The sequence below is a fragment of the Hydrogenophaga sp. GW456-12-10-14-TSB4 genome (genome assembly GCF_059424305.1).
Window position 1 is genome coordinate 65,749 of record NZ_JBWKZH010000001.1, and the last position, 15,599, is coordinate 81,347.

General features: G+C 64.2%; 14 protein-coding genes. 7 read left to right on the plus strand and 7 right to left on the minus strand.

Going from position 1 to position 15,599, the window contains the following annotated elements:
• The 7 genes from AC07ZS_RS00365 to AC07ZS_RS00395 all read right to left on the minus strand — a co-directional run bounded on the left by AC07ZS_RS00365 (position 1) and on the right by AC07ZS_RS00395 (position 7,207).
• Positions 1 to 198, minus strand: coding sequence for an SDR family oxidoreductase (locus AC07ZS_RS00365; protein WP_056278186.1), 198 nt, complete (start codon positions 196 to 198; stop codon positions 1 to 3).
• A 50-nt stretch (positions 199 to 248) separates the two neighbouring features.
• The gene (locus AC07ZS_RS00370; RefSeq protein ID WP_250637255.1) at positions 249 to 362 is read right to left on the minus strand and encodes a hypothetical protein; all 114 of its coding nucleotides are present in this window, start codon (positions 360 to 362) and stop codon (positions 249 to 251) included.
• A 173-nt stretch (positions 363 to 535) separates the two neighbouring features.
• Entirely contained in the window at positions 536 to 1,525 is a 990-nt protein-coding gene (locus AC07ZS_RS00375; RefSeq protein WP_056278190.1) for a hydroxymethylglutaryl-CoA lyase, read from the minus strand.
• An 18-nt stretch (positions 1,526 to 1,543) separates the two neighbouring features.
• Positions 1,544 to 3,541: an acetyl/propionyl/methylcrotonyl-CoA carboxylase subunit alpha gene (locus AC07ZS_RS00380; RefSeq protein WP_056278193.1), complete on the minus strand. Its 1,998-nt coding sequence runs from the start codon at positions 3,539 to 3,541 to the stop codon at positions 1,544 to 1,546.
• 66 nt (positions 3,542 to 3,607) lie between these two features.
• On the minus strand, positions 3,608 to 5,215 hold the full coding sequence (locus AC07ZS_RS00385) for a carboxyl transferase domain-containing protein (RefSeq protein ID WP_056278196.1): 1,608 nt from the start codon (positions 5,213 to 5,215) through the stop codon (positions 3,608 to 3,610).
• 40 nt (positions 5,216 to 5,255) lie between these two features.
• The gene (locus AC07ZS_RS00390) at positions 5,256 to 6,044 is read right to left on the minus strand and encodes an enoyl-CoA hydratase/isomerase family protein (protein WP_056278198.1); all 789 of its coding nucleotides are present in this window, start codon (positions 6,042 to 6,044) and stop codon (positions 5,256 to 5,258) included.
• Positions 6,041 to 7,207 (minus strand): acyl-CoA dehydrogenase family protein, encoded by a 1,167-nt coding sequence (locus AC07ZS_RS00395; protein ID WP_056278202.1) that lies wholly within the window; start codon positions 7,205 to 7,207, stop codon positions 6,041 to 6,043. The genes AC07ZS_RS00390 and AC07ZS_RS00395 overlap by 4 nt, the downstream gene beginning before the upstream one ends.
• 156 nt (positions 7,208 to 7,363) lie before the next feature.
• On the opposite strand from AC07ZS_RS00395, the gene AC07ZS_RS00400 reads away from it, so the two are divergent.
• From AC07ZS_RS00400 to AC07ZS_RS00430, 7 genes are all read left to right on the plus strand, one after another.
• Entirely contained in the window at positions 7,364 to 9,418 is a 2,055-nt protein-coding gene (locus AC07ZS_RS00400; RefSeq protein ID WP_069047284.1) for an NADPH-dependent 2,4-dienoyl-CoA reductase, read from the plus strand.
• Between the two features lie 18 nt (positions 9,419 to 9,436).
• Positions 9,437 to 10,603, plus strand: a complete 1,167-nt coding sequence (locus AC07ZS_RS00405) for an acyl-CoA dehydrogenase family protein (protein ID WP_056278207.1) — start codon at positions 9,437 to 9,439, stop codon at positions 10,601 to 10,603.
• Between the two features lie 81 nt (positions 10,604 to 10,684).
• The gene (locus tag AC07ZS_RS00410) at positions 10,685 to 11,851 is read left to right on the plus strand and encodes an acyl-CoA dehydrogenase family protein (protein WP_056278211.1); all 1,167 of its coding nucleotides are present in this window, start codon (positions 10,685 to 10,687) and stop codon (positions 11,849 to 11,851) included.
• Complete coding sequence (locus AC07ZS_RS00415) at positions 11,848 to 13,017, plus strand: acyl-CoA dehydrogenase family protein (protein WP_056278213.1); 1,170 nt, start codon at positions 11,848 to 11,850, stop codon at positions 13,015 to 13,017. Before AC07ZS_RS00410 ends, AC07ZS_RS00415 begins: the two co-directional genes overlap by 4 nt.
• Complete coding sequence (locus AC07ZS_RS00420; protein ID WP_056278216.1) at positions 13,014 to 13,421, plus strand: Zn-ribbon domain-containing OB-fold protein; 408 nt, start codon at positions 13,014 to 13,016, stop codon at positions 13,419 to 13,421. The genes AC07ZS_RS00415 and AC07ZS_RS00420 overlap by 4 nt, the downstream gene beginning before the upstream one ends.
• Positions 13,422 to 13,482: 61 nt before the next feature.
• Positions 13,483 to 14,640 carry a thiolase family protein gene (locus tag AC07ZS_RS00425; RefSeq protein ID WP_056278218.1) on the plus strand — a complete coding sequence of 386 codons (1,158 nt, stop codon included), beginning with the start codon at positions 13,483 to 13,485 and terminating at the stop codon, positions 14,638 to 14,640.
• Between the two features lie 30 nt (positions 14,641 to 14,670).
• Complete coding sequence (locus AC07ZS_RS00430) at positions 14,671 to 15,591, plus strand: SDR family oxidoreductase (RefSeq protein ID WP_297393868.1); 921 nt, start codon at positions 14,671 to 14,673, stop codon at positions 15,589 to 15,591.
• Positions 15,592 to 15,599 lie beyond the last annotated feature (8 nt).

Genomic DNA, 15,599 nt, shown 5'->3' on the forward strand with positions numbered 1-15,599 from the left:
TCATCGGAGGCCCCGGAACAGCACCACCGCCGACACTTCCTGATGCTGCACCGCCCGCCCAATTGGAGTGGTGCCGAGCAGCGATTTGTGATCGGCCGGATCGCTCAACAAGTCCTTGGTCATCGGCGTCTCGATGGCGCCAAGGTGAACCGAATTGACACGAATATTGAAAGGGGCGAGATAGGGCGCGCTGGCCATACTGAACAGCCGTACCTCGCCCTTGGAAGCCCCATAGGCACAGGGTGCGCCTAACGGCCGTAGATAGACAGGATGTTGATGATCGAGCCACCACCTGCCTGCTTCATCGTCGGCACCCCCGTCCGCGTGCCGAAAAAGGGGTAGCGCACGTTGACGTTGAACATGCGGTCCCACTCCGCCGCGCTGGCGAACGCCCGCCGCGACGGTTTCGCCAATCCCGGCGTTCATGTCCGCGACAGGCAGCTCGCAGTGGACCTGGCCCATGCCCATCGCACTGCCCGTCACAAGAATGACCTTGTCCTGTACTCGACCAATGACCTTCTCCTTGTCATGTGATTCAGCGCACCGCCCCACAAATCTCTTGCATTCGCTGGCCGGCGCGAAATCCCTTGAGCGAGCCGCTGTGCATCACATGGCCCGACAGGGTGCGGCCGATGACGCGTTCGGCCAGAAGGGACGCCTCGATCAGCGCCTCTAAATCGATGCCGGTCTCGATGCCCAGTTCCTGGCACATGAACACCATGTCTTCGGTGCAGATATTGCCGGCCGCGCCACCGTGCGTGTGACCCGCGAACGGACAGCCGCCCAGACCGGCGACCGAACTGTCGAACAGCCGCACGCCCATTTGCAAGGCGGCATAAACGTTGGCACCGCCGACGCCGCGCGTGTCGTGCAGGTGCAGGCCGATCTGAGCCTCCGGCACGATCGCGCGCACCGCGCCGACGCGGCGCTTGATCTCCTCGGGATTTGCCCAGCCCATGGTGTCGGCCAAGTAGACCGCCGGCAGCGGCACACGCCGGTCGGCGCAGGCATCGACCAGCCAGCGGACCTGATCGGTGAGGACCGACAGCGGCACGGCGCCACCGAGATTGCAGCCAAAGGCCGTGATCACGTAGGCCTTTTCCACCGGAATGCCCAGGGCGATGTAGCGGTCCAGCCAGCCGAGCTGGCGTTCACGCATCTCGGCCACGCTGCAATTGTTGTTGCGCTGCGAAAACGGCTCGGTTGTGTAGAACATCAGCTTGCCGTCCAGATCCACCTGTTCACAGGCGCGCGCCCGCTCGAAGCCGTTGTCGTTGAGCCAAAGCGCCGTGTAGCGGGTACCAGGGCGCTTGATGATGGCGGCGAACAATTCGGACGTGTCGGCCATCTGCGGCACCGCGCGCGCACTGACAAAGGACGCAACCTGGATCTGCCTCAGACCCGAGAGGCTCAAGGCATCAATCAGCGCGGCGCGGTCCGCCAGCGGATAGGTTTTTGGCTCCATCTGGAAGCCCTCGCGCGGTCCCTCCTCATGGAACTCGACGGAGGTAGGCAAGTTGCTCATCGCTTGTACCTCCTTCGATCAAGCCGGGCTGACTTCGGCCAGCACTTGGTGGCGCTCAACCATGTCGCCGACCCGGCAGCGCAGGCTGCTCAGGCTGCCTTCGAATGGCGCCATGACGTGCAGCTCCATCTTCATCGATTCGAGCACGATCACGGTCTGGCCGATGGAAACCTTCTCACCGACCGCCGACTTGACCGCCACCACCTTGCCCATCATTGGCGCGCCCAATTGACCGCTGGCGGCAGCGTCACCGGCGCCCCCCCCCAGATAGGGTCGTGCCGTGAACAAGCTGCTGCCCAACGCGCTGGCGAGCTCGGCCTGCCACGCGTCGCCCCGGATCGTCAGTTCCAGCGCCCGCCCACCACATTGCAGCAGGAAGCGTCCGCCCGCGAGCGGCTGCAGCGTAGCGCGCACCTTTTGCTCGCCAATGACCAGCGCACTGCTGCCCTGGTCATCGCGCATCGAAAACCGCACGGGCCATTCCGCCGCGCCCGCCTTCAACACAAGGACCGGCTGGGGTGCGGCCTGAATCGGCCCACTGCTCAGGCGCCAGCCCGTGAAACCGTCCCAGAGGGTCCAGCAGCCCAGCGCGGACGACTCGGCACGCCGTTGCGCCAGCCAGTGCAGCGCGGCAGCAGCCAGATGCTCAAGAGGCGGCGCGGCGGGAGCCACCACGCCGCGCTGCGCGTGGCGCTCGTCGATCAGGCGGGTGTGAAATGTGGCATCGCGGGTCTCCGGCCATTCCAGCAGTTCATGCAGAAATTCCAGGTTGGTGACCAGGCCGATCACCGTGCTTTCGCGCAATCCGGCCACCAGCGCCCGGCGCGCCGACTCGCGGTCGGGCCCGTGCGCGATGAGCTTGGCGATCATCGAGTCGTAGTGCGGCGAGATTTCGTCGCCACTGTCTACCCCGGACTCGACGCGCACGCCCGCGCGCGAAAAATCGACCACCTGCAACCGCCCGGTAGCCGGCAAAAATCCCGCAGCGGCGTCTTCAGCGCACAGCCTGGCCTCGAAGGCGTGACCGGTGCACCGCACGTCGGCTTGCGCCAGCGGCAGGCTGTCCGTGTCGGCAATGCGCAGTTGCAGTTCGACCAGATCGAGGCCGGTGACTTCTTCGGTCACCGGGTGTTCGACCTGCAAGCGAGGATTGACCTCCAGGAAATAATATTCTTCACCCGTGACGACAAACTCAACCGTGCCCAGGCCGCGGTAATTCACGCCAGAGGCCAGCTTGACCGCATCGGCCAGGATAGCTTCACGCAGACGCGGGCTCAGACCGCTTGACGGCGCTTCTTCGATCACTTTTTGATGGCGTCGCTGCAAGGTGCACTCGCGCTCGAACAGGTGAATGGCGTGGCCCTGGCCGTCACCGGCCACCTGCACCTCCAGGTGGCGCACATGCGGCAGGTAGCGCTCGACGATCAGTTCGCCGTTGCCGAAGGCTTTTTCGGCCTCACGCATGGCACTCTCGATGCGCGACTCCAGCCCCTCCAGCGTCTCGACCACCGCCATGCCACGGCCACCGCCACCAGCCACGGCCTTGAGCAGCACGGGCAGCTTCATACCGCGCACCAGATTCAACACCTCGGCTGGGTCGGTCATGCCGCTTTCGCTGCCGGGAATGACCGGCACGCCGAGACGGGCTGCCTCGCGCTTGGCACTGGCTTTGCCGCCGACGCGCTCGATGGTGTCGGCCCGGGGTCCAATGAAGGTCAAGCCAGCCGCATCCAGTGCGCGCACAAAGGCCGGATTTTCCGAGACAAAACCGTAGCCCGGATGAACGGCGTCGGCGCCCACACGCCGGGCCGCCGCGATGATGGCATCGATGTTCAGATAACTCTCGCTGGGCGCTGCACCCCCGAGTTCGACCGATTCACCGATCTCACGCACATGGCGGGCAAACCGGTCGGCACTGGAGTGCACGGTGGCCACTTCCAGGCCGAGCTTGCGGCAGGTGCGGGCAATGCGGCAGGCGATCTCGCCGCGGTTGGCAATGAGGACTTTCTTAAGCATGCCCAACTCCTGCGGCGAAGTGGGTCATCAAGACGGTGTGGATGCGTTGCATGGCTGGCGTCCTGGTTAAAAACGGAAGACACCGAACGGCGTCGGTTTGGCGGCAGTCCGGGATGCGAGGTCGAGCAGCAGTCCCATGGCGTCGCGTGTTTCCACCGGATCGATGATGCCGTCCACCCACAAATTCGAGGAGAAGTTCGCAGCAGGCTGGAAGTCTTCGTAAATCTTGCGTACCGGCGCCTTGAACGCCTCTTCTTCCTCGGGCGTCCACTCTTTTCCCTCGGTCTTGTTGATCTGTCTGCGCACCAGTGCCATCACCGTGGCGGCCTGATCCGGACCCATGATGGCCGCGCGGCCGGTCGGCCAAGCAAACATCGCGGTCGGGTTGAACGGGCGGCCACACATCGCCAGGTAACCTGCACCGTAAGAGGCGCCCATGATGATGGTGTACTTGGGCACGTTGGCCGAGGCCATCGCCGTGATCATCTTGGCCCCGGCTTTGGCAATGCCAGCCTGCTCGGCGGCGCGCCCGACCATGAAGCCGGTCACGTCGGCCATGAACAGCAGAGGGATGTCTCGCTGGCAGCACAGATCGATGAAGTGCGCCGCCTTCATCGCGCTTTCCGGGAACAGCACGCCCTGGTTGGCCAGGATGCCAACCTCGTGGCCATGGATGCGAGCAAAGCCGGTCAGCAGGGTGTCGCCGTACATCGGCTTGAATTCCTGGAACCGGCTGTCATCGACGAAACGCGCCAGAATCTCGCGCGTGTCGGTCGGGATTTTGGTGTCGCGGCTGATGATGCCGTAAATCTCGCGCGGATCGAAGCGCGGAGGCACCGACGGCTGACGCGTCCAGCGTGGCTTGGGCTGCTCACCCAGGTCCCGTACGATTTCACGCGTGATGGCCAGCGCGTGGCGGTCATCTTCGGCAATATGATCAGTGACACCGCTGACGCTGCAGTGCATCTTGGCGCCGCCCAGCGACTCTGCATCCACCGTCTCGCCGGTGGCGGCAAAGGTCAACTCGGGGCCACCGAGGTACATATAGCCTTGTTCCTTGACAATCACCGCCTCGTCGCACAGCGCCGGGATGTAGGCGCCACCCGCCGTGCAAGGCCCCATCACCACGGCAATCTGCTGGATACCCTCGGCCGACATGCGTACCTGGTTGTTGAAAATGCTGCCGAACTGCCCCACATCGGGAAAGATGTTGGCCATCTCAGGCAGGAAGGCGCCACCGCTGTCCACCAGCGTGATGCAGGGCAAGCGGTGTGCCCAGGCAATTTGCTGCGCCCGCACATGCTTCTTGCAGGTCATGCCGTAGTAGGTGCCACCCTTCACGGTGGCGTCGTTGGCAATGATCATGCACGGACGGCCCTGCACCAGACCGATGCCGGTGATGATGCTGGCACCCGGCGGCACGCCGTCGTACATGCCCTCGCCGGCAAGCATGCCGACCTCTAGGAAAGGCGAACCTGGATCGAGCAGCACTTCGACGCGATGGCGCGGCAGGATCTTGTTGCGCGCCAGGTGTTTTTCCCGCGCTTTCGGGGGGCCTCCGGCCAGCGCCAGTTGGCGACGGCTTTGCAGGTCCGCAATCACGGCCTGGTAGGCTTTTTGGTTGAGCCGAAATTCGTCGTCGGAAGTCGATATGCGGGAGGAAAGGATGGTCATATGTGATTGCGCCTATTCGCGAGACAAAGCATTCAGCCGCTCAGGCCTTGAACACCGGTGTACGGCGTGCCTCGAAGGCCGCCAGACCTTCGCTGACGTCGTCATCGAGCAGAGCCGCGCTGGCCAGGTCTTCCTCAAGCTGGAGACCGACCTCCGACGAACCCTCCATGCCTTGCCGTGCCAAACGTTTCATGGTGGCCATGCCGATGCGGCTGCGCGTGGCGATCTTGCTGCAATACGCCAGCGCCGCTTCACCCAACTGCTCAGGCTCGACCACATAGTTCACCAGCCCCCACTGCTCGGCGGTGGCGGCATCGATCCAGCGCGCCGAAAAGAACAGGTCCAGGCCACGGCGCAGACCCGCAATGCGTGGCATGCGCTGGCTGCCGCCCCACCCGGGAATCAGGCCGAACTGGGCATGCTGGTCGCCAAAGCGCGCGTCCTTGGCCGCAAAGATGATGTCGCAGGCCAGCATCAGTTCGCTGCCACCGGCCAGGGTCAGACCCTGGCAGGCCGCCACCACCGGCAAATCGCTGCGTTCCAGGCGCTTGAGCACGCTGTGACCATAGCTGATGAAGTGCTTGAGCCTGGCTGGATCGCCACGCAGCGACTTCACCTCATCCAGATCGGCGCCGGTGCAGAAGTGCTTGCCTTGCGCCCGGATCAGAATGGCGCGCACACCGGAGTCGGATTTCTCGAATCCGTCGATGGCGGCCTCGATGGCCGCATGAACGGACATCGACAGGCAATTGAATTTTTCGGGGCGGGCTAACTCGATAATTCCAACGGCGCCGGCACGGCTGATCTCCACTGGGGATGTCTGAATCATTTCTTGCTCTCCTTGGCGTACTGCACGGCGGCGCGTCCCACGCGCTCGCGGGCAACGATCAGCTTCATGATTTGCGCCGTTCCGTCGCCGATTTCCAGGCCCATCACGTCGCGCAGGCGCTGCTGGTGAGGCAGGTCCATCGACCAGCCATAGTGCCCAAAGGTCAGCAGGCACTGGTGAATCGCGTCAAAAGCGGTCTTGGGGCCCATCCACTTGACCATGGCCGCTTCCGCGGTGTGCGGCTGACCGGCATCGCGCAGGGCCAGGCCGTGGTAGCAGAGCTGGCGGCAAGCGGCGATCAGGGTCTCGAACTCGACAAGGGGAAAGCTCACGCCCTGGTACTGCGCCAGCGGCGCGCCAAAGGTCTGGCGTTCCTTCACGTATTCCCAGGCTTCGTCGATCGAGGCCTGCGCGGCGGCCACGCACTGCAGCGCGATCAGGATGCGGCTGAAGTCAAAGCCCTGCATCACCTGCGTGAAGCCTTTGCCCTCCTCGCCCAGCCGGTTCTCGACCGGCACCCGCACATCGTCGAAAAACACCGAACCACGGCCGATGATCTTGCTACCAACATCGTTGAAGCGCGTGCGTTGCACGCCGGGCTGATTCAGATCGACCAGGAAGGCGCTGATGCCTCGTGCGACATCCTCGGGCTTTCCGGTGCGTGCGAACAACACCATGGCATCGGCCTGGTCGGCAAAAGTGATGGAGGTTTTCTCGCCGGAAAGCACGTACTCGTCGCCCACGCGACGCGCCTTGAGTTGCAGATTGGCGGCATCCGAGCCGCCCCGTGGTTCGGTCAGACCCAGCGCGACGATGGCCTCGCCCGCCACGATCCGGCTGTTCCAGGTGCGCGCCAGCTCGGGGGACGCATTGGCATGGATGATGGCGCCCATCAGCGAACTGAGCAGCTGCATGTAGCTGACGTTGAAGTCACCATAGGCAATTTCCTCGGTGATCATGCCGGCCGTGACGCCACTGAGGCCCAAGCCGCCATATTCCTCGGGCAGATCAACACCGATCAGACCGAGCGAACCCATTTCCTTGAACAAGGCCCGGTCGATGCCAGGTTGCGATTCGCGCTTCTGGTAATCGGGCCTGAGCTTCTCTCGTGCAAAGCGGCGCGCCACGTCACGCAGCGCAATCTGGTCATCGTCGAACATCATGGGTAAATCTCCTGACTGACTGTTGTCGAAATCGCCGCCTGCATCACACCGTCAATCCGGACGAAGAATTTGAGGTGCTCGCCAATTGCATGGCTGGTCGTTGTCGCATGATATCATCGAACAGGTGTTAGTTAGATTTTTAAAGAGGCGTTCCCCATGTCCACCGAAGCCACTGTTTTCTTTCCGACGCTACTCTCCGTCCTGAAGGTAGGCGCGCACACCCTTCGCAACCGAACGCTGATGGGATCGATGCACACACGTCTGGAGTCGCTGGACCGGTCGATCGACCGGCTGTCCCTGTTCTATGCCGAGCGCGCACGCGGCGGCGCGGGCCTGATTGTCACGGGCGGCTATGCCCCCTGCCAGGATGGCCTGCTGGATGAAACGGGTCCCCTGCTTATCACGACGGCACAAGCCGATGTGCTCAGACCGATCCCTCAGGCGGTGCACGCCGAGGGCGGCAAGATCATTCTGCAAATCCTGCACACAGGGCGCTACGCAAAAGTCGCCAGGCCAGTGGGCGCTTCTGACATCCCCTCCCCGATCAACTCCCGCGCGCCTCGCGCCTTGAGCACGGCCGAAGTCTGGCAAACGGTGGAAGACTATGTACGCTGTGCCGAACTGGCGCAACGCGCCGGCTTCGACGGCGTCGAGATCATGGGCTCGGAGGGCTACCTGCTCAACCAGTTCACCGTCACGCGCACGAACAACCGCAGCGACGAATTTGGCGGCAGCATGGAAAATCGTCATCGCCTGCCGGTGGAGATCGTGCGGCGCACGCGCGAACGCCTGGGGTCGCAGTTTCTGCTCATGTATCGGGTTTCGGCGCTCGATCTGGTCGAGGGCGGTGCCCCGGCTGACGACATCATCCAGCTCGCCCAGGCGGTGCAGGCCGCAGGCGCTGACATCCTCAATACAGGCATCGGCTGGCACGAAGCGCGCATCCCGACCATTGCCTACGTGGTGCCGCGCGCGGCGTGGCGCTTTGCGGCGGCCCGCATCAAACAAGCAGTGACGATTCCTGTCATCGTCTCCAACCGGATCAACACGCCCGATCTGGCCGAAGAAATCCTGGCCAGCGGTGACGCCGATATGGTGTCGATGGCGCGCCCCTTCCTGGCCGATGCCGACTTCGTACGCAAGGCGGCGCAGGGCCGCGCCGATGAGATCAACACCTGCATCGCCTGCAACCAAGCCTGTCTCGACTACATCTTCGCCGACCGCCCCGCCACCTGTCTGGTCAATCCACGCGCCGGGCGCGAGCTGGAGTTCTCGCTGATGCCGTCACGGGCCATGCAGCGCAAGGTGGCGGTGATCGGTGCCGGCGCGGCCGGACTGGCCTGCGCGCTGACTGCGGCGGAACGCGGTCATGCGGTCACCCTGTTCGAGGCTGGACCCGAGATTGGCGGCCAGTTAAACCTGGCCCGGGCCGTGCCGGGCAAGCAGGAGTTCAACGAACTGTTGCGCTATTTCAGGCAAGGCGTGGCTCGGCATGGCGTGACGCTCAGGCTCAACAGCCGGGCGGATGCCCCATCTCTAGCTGCCGGTCACTACGACCGCATCGTGATAGCCACCGGCGTGCGCCCGCGCCTGCCGCAGCTCCTGGGCATGGCTCACCCGAAAGTGATGAGCTATGCCGATCTGCTGTCGGGTCGGGTGCAGGCAGGCCGCCGGGTCGCGGTGATCGGCGCCGGTGGCATCGGTTTCGATGTAGCCACCTTCCTGCTGCATGACGAGCATGAGGGTAATGCTGCCAACGCGCCTCAGGCGCTTGAGCAGTTTTACGCTGAATGGGGCGTCGATACCTCGCCCGCAGCTGCGGGTGGCCTCAAACCGGCACAGCCAATCAGCGCGCCACGCGAAGTCACCCTGTTGCAGAGAAAACCTGAAAAGCCTGGACGCAGTCTGGGTATGTCCACTGGCTGGGCACTCAAGGCCGAGCTGGCGCGGCGCGGCCTGCGCACGCTGCCAGGATGCGTCTATGAACACATCGATGACGCCGGGCTGCACCTGCGCGTCAACGGTGTACCGCAGACGCTGAACGTGGACACCATCGTGATTTGCGCCGGCCAGGACAGCGAGAACGCGCTGGTCGCCGAATTGCGCGCGCTCGGCCTGGCGCCCGATGTCATCGGCGGCGCCGAGCTGGCCGCCGAACTCGACGCCTTGCGCGCCATTGACCAAGGCACACGCCTCGGTCTGGCGATTTGAGTCCACTGGAACACCACCATGGATTTCGCCCACAACCAGGAACATGAAGCGATACGCGAAGCAATCGGCAAAATCTGCGCTCGCTTTGACGACAGCTACTGGCTCGAACGGGACCGGCTGGGCGGCTTTCCGCATGAGCTGCACCGCGCTCTAGCCGACGGCGGCTGGCTCGGCGTTTGTCTGCCACAGGAATATGGCGGCGTCGGACTGGGCATCAGTGAAGCGACCGTGATGATGCAGACCATCTCACAGTCGGGTGCGGGGCTGTCTGGCGCATCGGCGGTGCACATGAACATTTTCGGCTTGCAGCCCGTGGCGGTGTTTGGCAACGAGGAGCAGAAACGCCGCATGCTGCCTCCGCTGATCCAGGGCAAGGAGAAGGCCTGCTTCGCCGTCACCGAGCCCAACACCGGCCTGAACACCACCCGTCTGAAAACCCGCGCCGAACGGGCAGGCGACCACTATGTGCTGTCTGGCCAGAAGGTCTGGATATCGACCGCCCAGGTGGCAGAGAAGATGCTCATTCTGGCGCGCACCACTCCGATCGAGGACTGCAAGAAACCGACCTTCGGCCTGAGCCTGTTCTACACCGACCTCGACCGCAGTTTTGTCGAGGTGCGCGAAATCGAAAAGATGGGACGCAAATCGGTCGACTCGAACGAACTCTTCATCGACGGCTTGCGCGTGCCGGTAGGAGACCGCATCGGCGAAGAAGGCCGCGGCTTTGAGTACATCCTGCATGGCATGAACCCGGAGCGGGTGCTGATCGCGGGCGAGGCCGTCGGCCTGGGTCGGGCGGCGCTGCAGGTAGCCGTCAAGTACGCCCGCGAGCGCGTGGTCTTTGACCGGCCCATCGGGCAGAACCAGTCTATCCAGCATCCGCTGGCGCAATCATGGATGGAGCTTGAGGCCGCTGAAATGATGGCGATGCGCGCGGCCTGGAAATACGACAACAGCCTGCCCTGCGGCGCCGACGCAAATGCTGCCAAGTACATGGCGGCCGAGGCTGGTTTCAACGCCTGCCAGCGCGCCATGGCCACGCTGGGCGGCTATGGCTATGCCAAGGAATACCACGTCGAGCGTTATCTGCGCGAAATGATGATTCCGCGCATCGCGCCGATCAGCCCGCAACTCATCCTGTGCTTCATCGCTGAGAAGGTGCTGGGCCTGCCTAAATCCTATTGACATTCACGAGCTCGCGACCGATTTTCTTCCCGCTGAGGCCAGCAATACCCAATTTTTACCCAGGCCAGCACCCACCCCATCATGACTACCACCCACGACAGCGAACGCGCTGAACAACTGACCATGCTGCGCGAAAGCGCGCTAAGTTTCGTCACCAAAGAATCACCACTCAACCGTGCCCGCGCCCTGCGCCAACAGGTGCCGGGCTACGACCGCCGCTTCTGGAGCGCCCTGGCCGAGCAGGGCTGGACCGGGCTGCTGGTGCCCGAACAATTGGGCGGCTACGCCCAGGGTTTCGCTGAGATGGCCGAGGTGGCGGCCGCCCTGGCTTCTCAGGTCGCGCCCGAACCGGTGGTGCCGGTGCTGGTGTTTGCCGGCCGGCTGCTGTCCCATGTGGGTGCCACCGAGCTATCGATGCGTCTCTTGACCGAACTCGCCGAGGGTCGCACGCTACCCGCCGTGGCCTGGCAGGAAGATGTAACCGGCGCGAAAGACCAGCCCGGTCTGGCCGCGACCCGGCTGGAGCGCCAGGGCGACTCCCTGCTGATACATGGCTACAAGCGCCATGTACGCCCCGGTGCCGGGGCCGACGGCTACATCGTCAGCGCCACCAACCCACAAGGTCTGGTCCTGGTGTGGGTGCCGGCAGATGCATCCGGCCTTACCCTGTCGAGCCAGCCGCTGGCCGACGGCAGCTATGCAGCACAGCTCAACTTGAACAGCGTTCGCCTGCCCGCCAGCCACCTGCTGGCCGAAGGGGCCGCCGCCGCGGCCGCGCTGACCCGCGCCTACGACGAAACCCTGGTACTGGCCAGCGTTGAACTGCTGGCCCTTGTGCGCAGCATGCTGACCATGACACAAGACTACCTGCGAACGCGGATCCAGTTCGGCAAGCCGATAGGCAGCTTCCAGTCACTGCAGCACCGCACTGTGGACCTGTTGATTCAGCAGGAACTGACTGCCAGCGTGGTGACGCAGGCTCTGGCCCTGCTAGATGACCCGGCCGCCGACGCCAGCGCGCGCTCTGCCCTGGCAAGCCGCGTCAAGTCGCGCGCGTCGGATGCGGGGCTGCAGGTGGCGCGGGAGGCGGTGCAACTGCACGGCGCCATCGGCGTCACCGACGAATACGACCTGGGCCTGTATCTGCAGCGTGCTCTGGTGTTGGCCGCCTGGCTGGGCAATGGCAACCAGCAGCGCCGCCGCTACGCCAACCTCACCCAAAACGCCACCGCGCAGGAGCACGCATGAACACCACCGCCTCCACTTCCACTGACTGGAATGCGTTCGACAACGCCAGCTTTCGCGCCACACTGCGCGAATTCTTTGAAGAACATTTCCCCAGCGAATGGCGCTACCCGCAACGGCGCCTGCGCTGGTCCGAAATCGGCCCTTGGTACCTGAGGCTTTCAGAAAAAGGCTGGGTCGCGCCGAGTTGGCCCACGCAGTACGGCGGCATGGGACTCTCACCCGAGAAACTCATCATCTTCATTGAAGAGCAGGAGCGCTGGGGCGTGGCGCGCGCGCCCGACATGGGCATCACCATGGTCGGCCCGCTGCTGATCAACCATGGCAACGACGCCCAGCGCGCCTACTACCTGCCCAAGATCATTTCCGGTGAGCACATCTGGTGCCAGGGTTACTCGGAACCCAATTCGGGCTCCGACCTGGCCAGTCTGCGCACCGAGGCGGTGGTCGATGGCAACGATTTTATCGTCAACGGGCAAAAGACCTGGACCACGCTGGCACAGGACGCCACCCACTTTTTCCTGCTGGTGCGCACCGACAAATCGGCCAAGAAGCAGGAAGGCATCAGCTTTTTGCTGGTCGACATGAACACGCCGGGCATCACGGTGCGCCCCATCCGCAACATCGCGGGCAGCGAAGACTTCTGCGAGGTCTTCCTGGAAAACGTGCGCGTGCCGCGCACCAGCATCGTCGGCGAGCTTAACAAGGGCTGGACCATCGCCAAGGCGCTGCTCGGATTCGAGCGCATCTTCCTGGGCAGCCCCAAACAAAGCCAGTACGCGCTGGCGCGCGTGCAGGAAGCCGCGCAGCGCCTCGGCCTGTTCGAAGACACCGGCTTCGTGGACCGCTACACCAAGCTGGCGCTGGACGTGTCCGACCTGGGCGCGCTCTATGGCCGTTTCATCGATCAAGTCAAGCGCGGCGAAACCCTGGGACCCGATGTCTCGATGCTCAAGCTGTTCGCCACCGAAACCTATTCGCGGCTGGCCGACCTGCTGGTCGATGTCATGGGATCGAGTGGCGGCACGCCCGGCTCCACAGCCCTGCCCGGTGGCAAAACCGATGCGTTGACCACCTTCTACAATGCGCGCCCGGCCACCATCTACGGCGGCAGCAACGAAGTGCAACGCAACATCCTGGCTTCCAGCGTGCTGAAGTTGCCGTCATGAGCGCATCGGGCTATCCGGCATTTGACGGCTGCGGCCCGGACGCGCTGTTCGCGCAAGGGTTGGCGCAAGGTCGCTTTAAAATCCAATGTTGCAGCGCCTGCGGTCAGCATGTGTTTTATCCGCGCGCGCTGTGCACCCATTGCGGCTCGGCCCAGCTCGACTGGATTGAACCCAGCGGGGTCGGCTGCGTCTATTCCAGCACCACGGTGCGCCGCAAGCCGCAAGCCGGTGGCGACTACAACGTGGCGCTGGTGGACCTAGCCGAAGGGCCGCGGCTGATGTCGCGCATCGATGGCATTGCACCCGACCAGGTGCGCATCGGCATGCGGGTGCAGGCGCGCGTGATCGACGATCCTGCCAAGGGCAAGTTGCTGGTCTTCATCCCCGAGGGCGCCACACCATGAGCGCCGCGTCGGGCCGTTCCCAAGCAAGCTCGCACCGCAGTGCGCAGCACGAAGGTCCTCCATGAGCACCATCTCTCCCCTGCGCGGCGCGGCCGCCATCGTGGGTGCCAGCCTGGGCGGCGTGCCCATGGCCCCCGGTCGCAGCGCGCTCGAAATTCTGGGCGAAGCGGTGCACGGCGCGCTGGCCGATGCAGGCTTGAAGCTGTCCGATGTCGATGGCCTGTTCACCGGCTCGTCCTATCACTTCCTTGCAGGTTTATCGGTGGCCGAATATCTGGGTATCCATCCCAAGTTCTGCGAAGCCACGATGGTCGGCGGCTCGTCTTATGTGGGCCACCTGCTCACTGCGGCCATGGCGCTGCACACCGGCCAGTGCGACGTGGCGCTCATTTGCTACGGCAGCAACCAGGGCTCGGGCTTCGGCAAGCTCAAGTCGATGGCCGAAACGCCCTTGTACGAGGCGCCATACGAGCCACGCTACCCGATCTCCAGCTACGCCCTGGCCGCAGCGCGCCACATGCACCAATACGGCACCACGCGCGAGGACCTGGCGCACATCGCGGTGGCAGCGCGCCAGTGGGCACAACTCAATCCGCTGGCCCACACGCGAGATCCACTCAGCATCGGACAGGTGCTGGCTTCGCGGCTGGTGAGCGATCCGCTGTCGGTGCTCGATTGCTGCCTGGTCACCGACGGCGGCGGCGCCCTGGTGCTGGTGCGCAGCGAGCGGGCACGCGACTTTCCCAAACCGCCGGTCTATGTCCTAGGCACGGCTGCGGCCACCTGGCACCGCCAGATCGGCTCCATGCCCGACCTGACTGTCACCGCAGCCGCCGAGTCCGGGCCGCGCGCCTTTGCCATGGCCGGTCTGGCACCGAAGGACGTGGACGTGCTGGGGTTGTACGACGCCTTCACCATCAACACGCTGCTGTTCCTCGAAGACCTGGGCTTTTGCGCCAAGGGAGAAGGTGGCGCTTTCGTGCGCAACGGGCGCATCGCACCGGGGGGCGATTTGCCGGTCAATACCAATGGCGGCGGTCTGTCGTGCTGTCACCCTGGCATGTACGGCATGTTCCTGCTGATCGAGGCCGTGCAGCAACTGCGCGCCGAGGCCGGCGACCGCCAGGTACCGGGCGCAGAGATCGCCCTGTGTCACGGCAACGGCGGCGTTCTCTCCAGCCAGGTGACGGCCCTGCTGGGCACGGCCGCCACCGTCTGATTTTTCAAATCAACAACCAGGAGTCATTTCATGAGCAAGGGCAACATGCTGCAAGACAAAGTCGCCGTGGTCACCGGCGCGGGCCGGGGCATCGGCCGCGACATCGCACTGATGATGGCGGCGCAAGGCGCCAAGGTGGTGGTCAACGACATCGGCGCCTCGGTCGGCGGCGAAGGCAATGACGCCAGCCACGGCCAGCAGGTGGTCAACGAGATCAAGGCCGCTGGCGGCCAGGCCGTTCTCAGCACCGACAGCGTCTCGACCTGGCCCACGGCCAACCGCATCATCGAATGCGCGGCCGACACCTTCGGGCGCATCGACATCGTCGTCAACAACGCCGGCATCCTGCGCGACCGCCTGTTCTTCAACATGTCGCCCGAGGAGTGGAGCGCCGTCATCGACGTGCACCTCAACGGCAGCTTCTTCACTTCGCGCGCCGCCGCCCCGCACTTCAAGACGCAGAAGTCGGGTGCCTATGTGCACATGACTTCCACGTCCGGCCTGATCGGCAACCTGGGCCAGGCCAACTACGCCGCTGCCAAGCTGGGCATCGTGGCCATGTCGCGCCACATCGCCGGCGACATGCAACGCTACAACGTGCGTTCCAACTGCATCTCGCCGTTCGCCTGGAGCCGCATGATCGGCGCCATCCCCACCGACACACCCGAGCAGCAGGCACGCGTGGAAAAACTAAAAAAACTCGGTACCGAGCAGATTGCGCCCATGGCCACCTTCCTGGCCAGCGATGCCGCAGCCGACGTCACGGCCCAGATCTTCGCCGTGCGCGGCAACGAGATTTTCCTCATGAGCCAGTCGCGCCCGATCCGCGGCATGCACACCGCCGAGGGCTGGACACCCAAGACCATCGCCGAGCGCGTGTTGCCCGCCATGAAGCAGAACTTCTATCCGCTGGAGAGCTCGAACATCGTGTTCTCCTGGGATCCCGTCTGACGTCATCT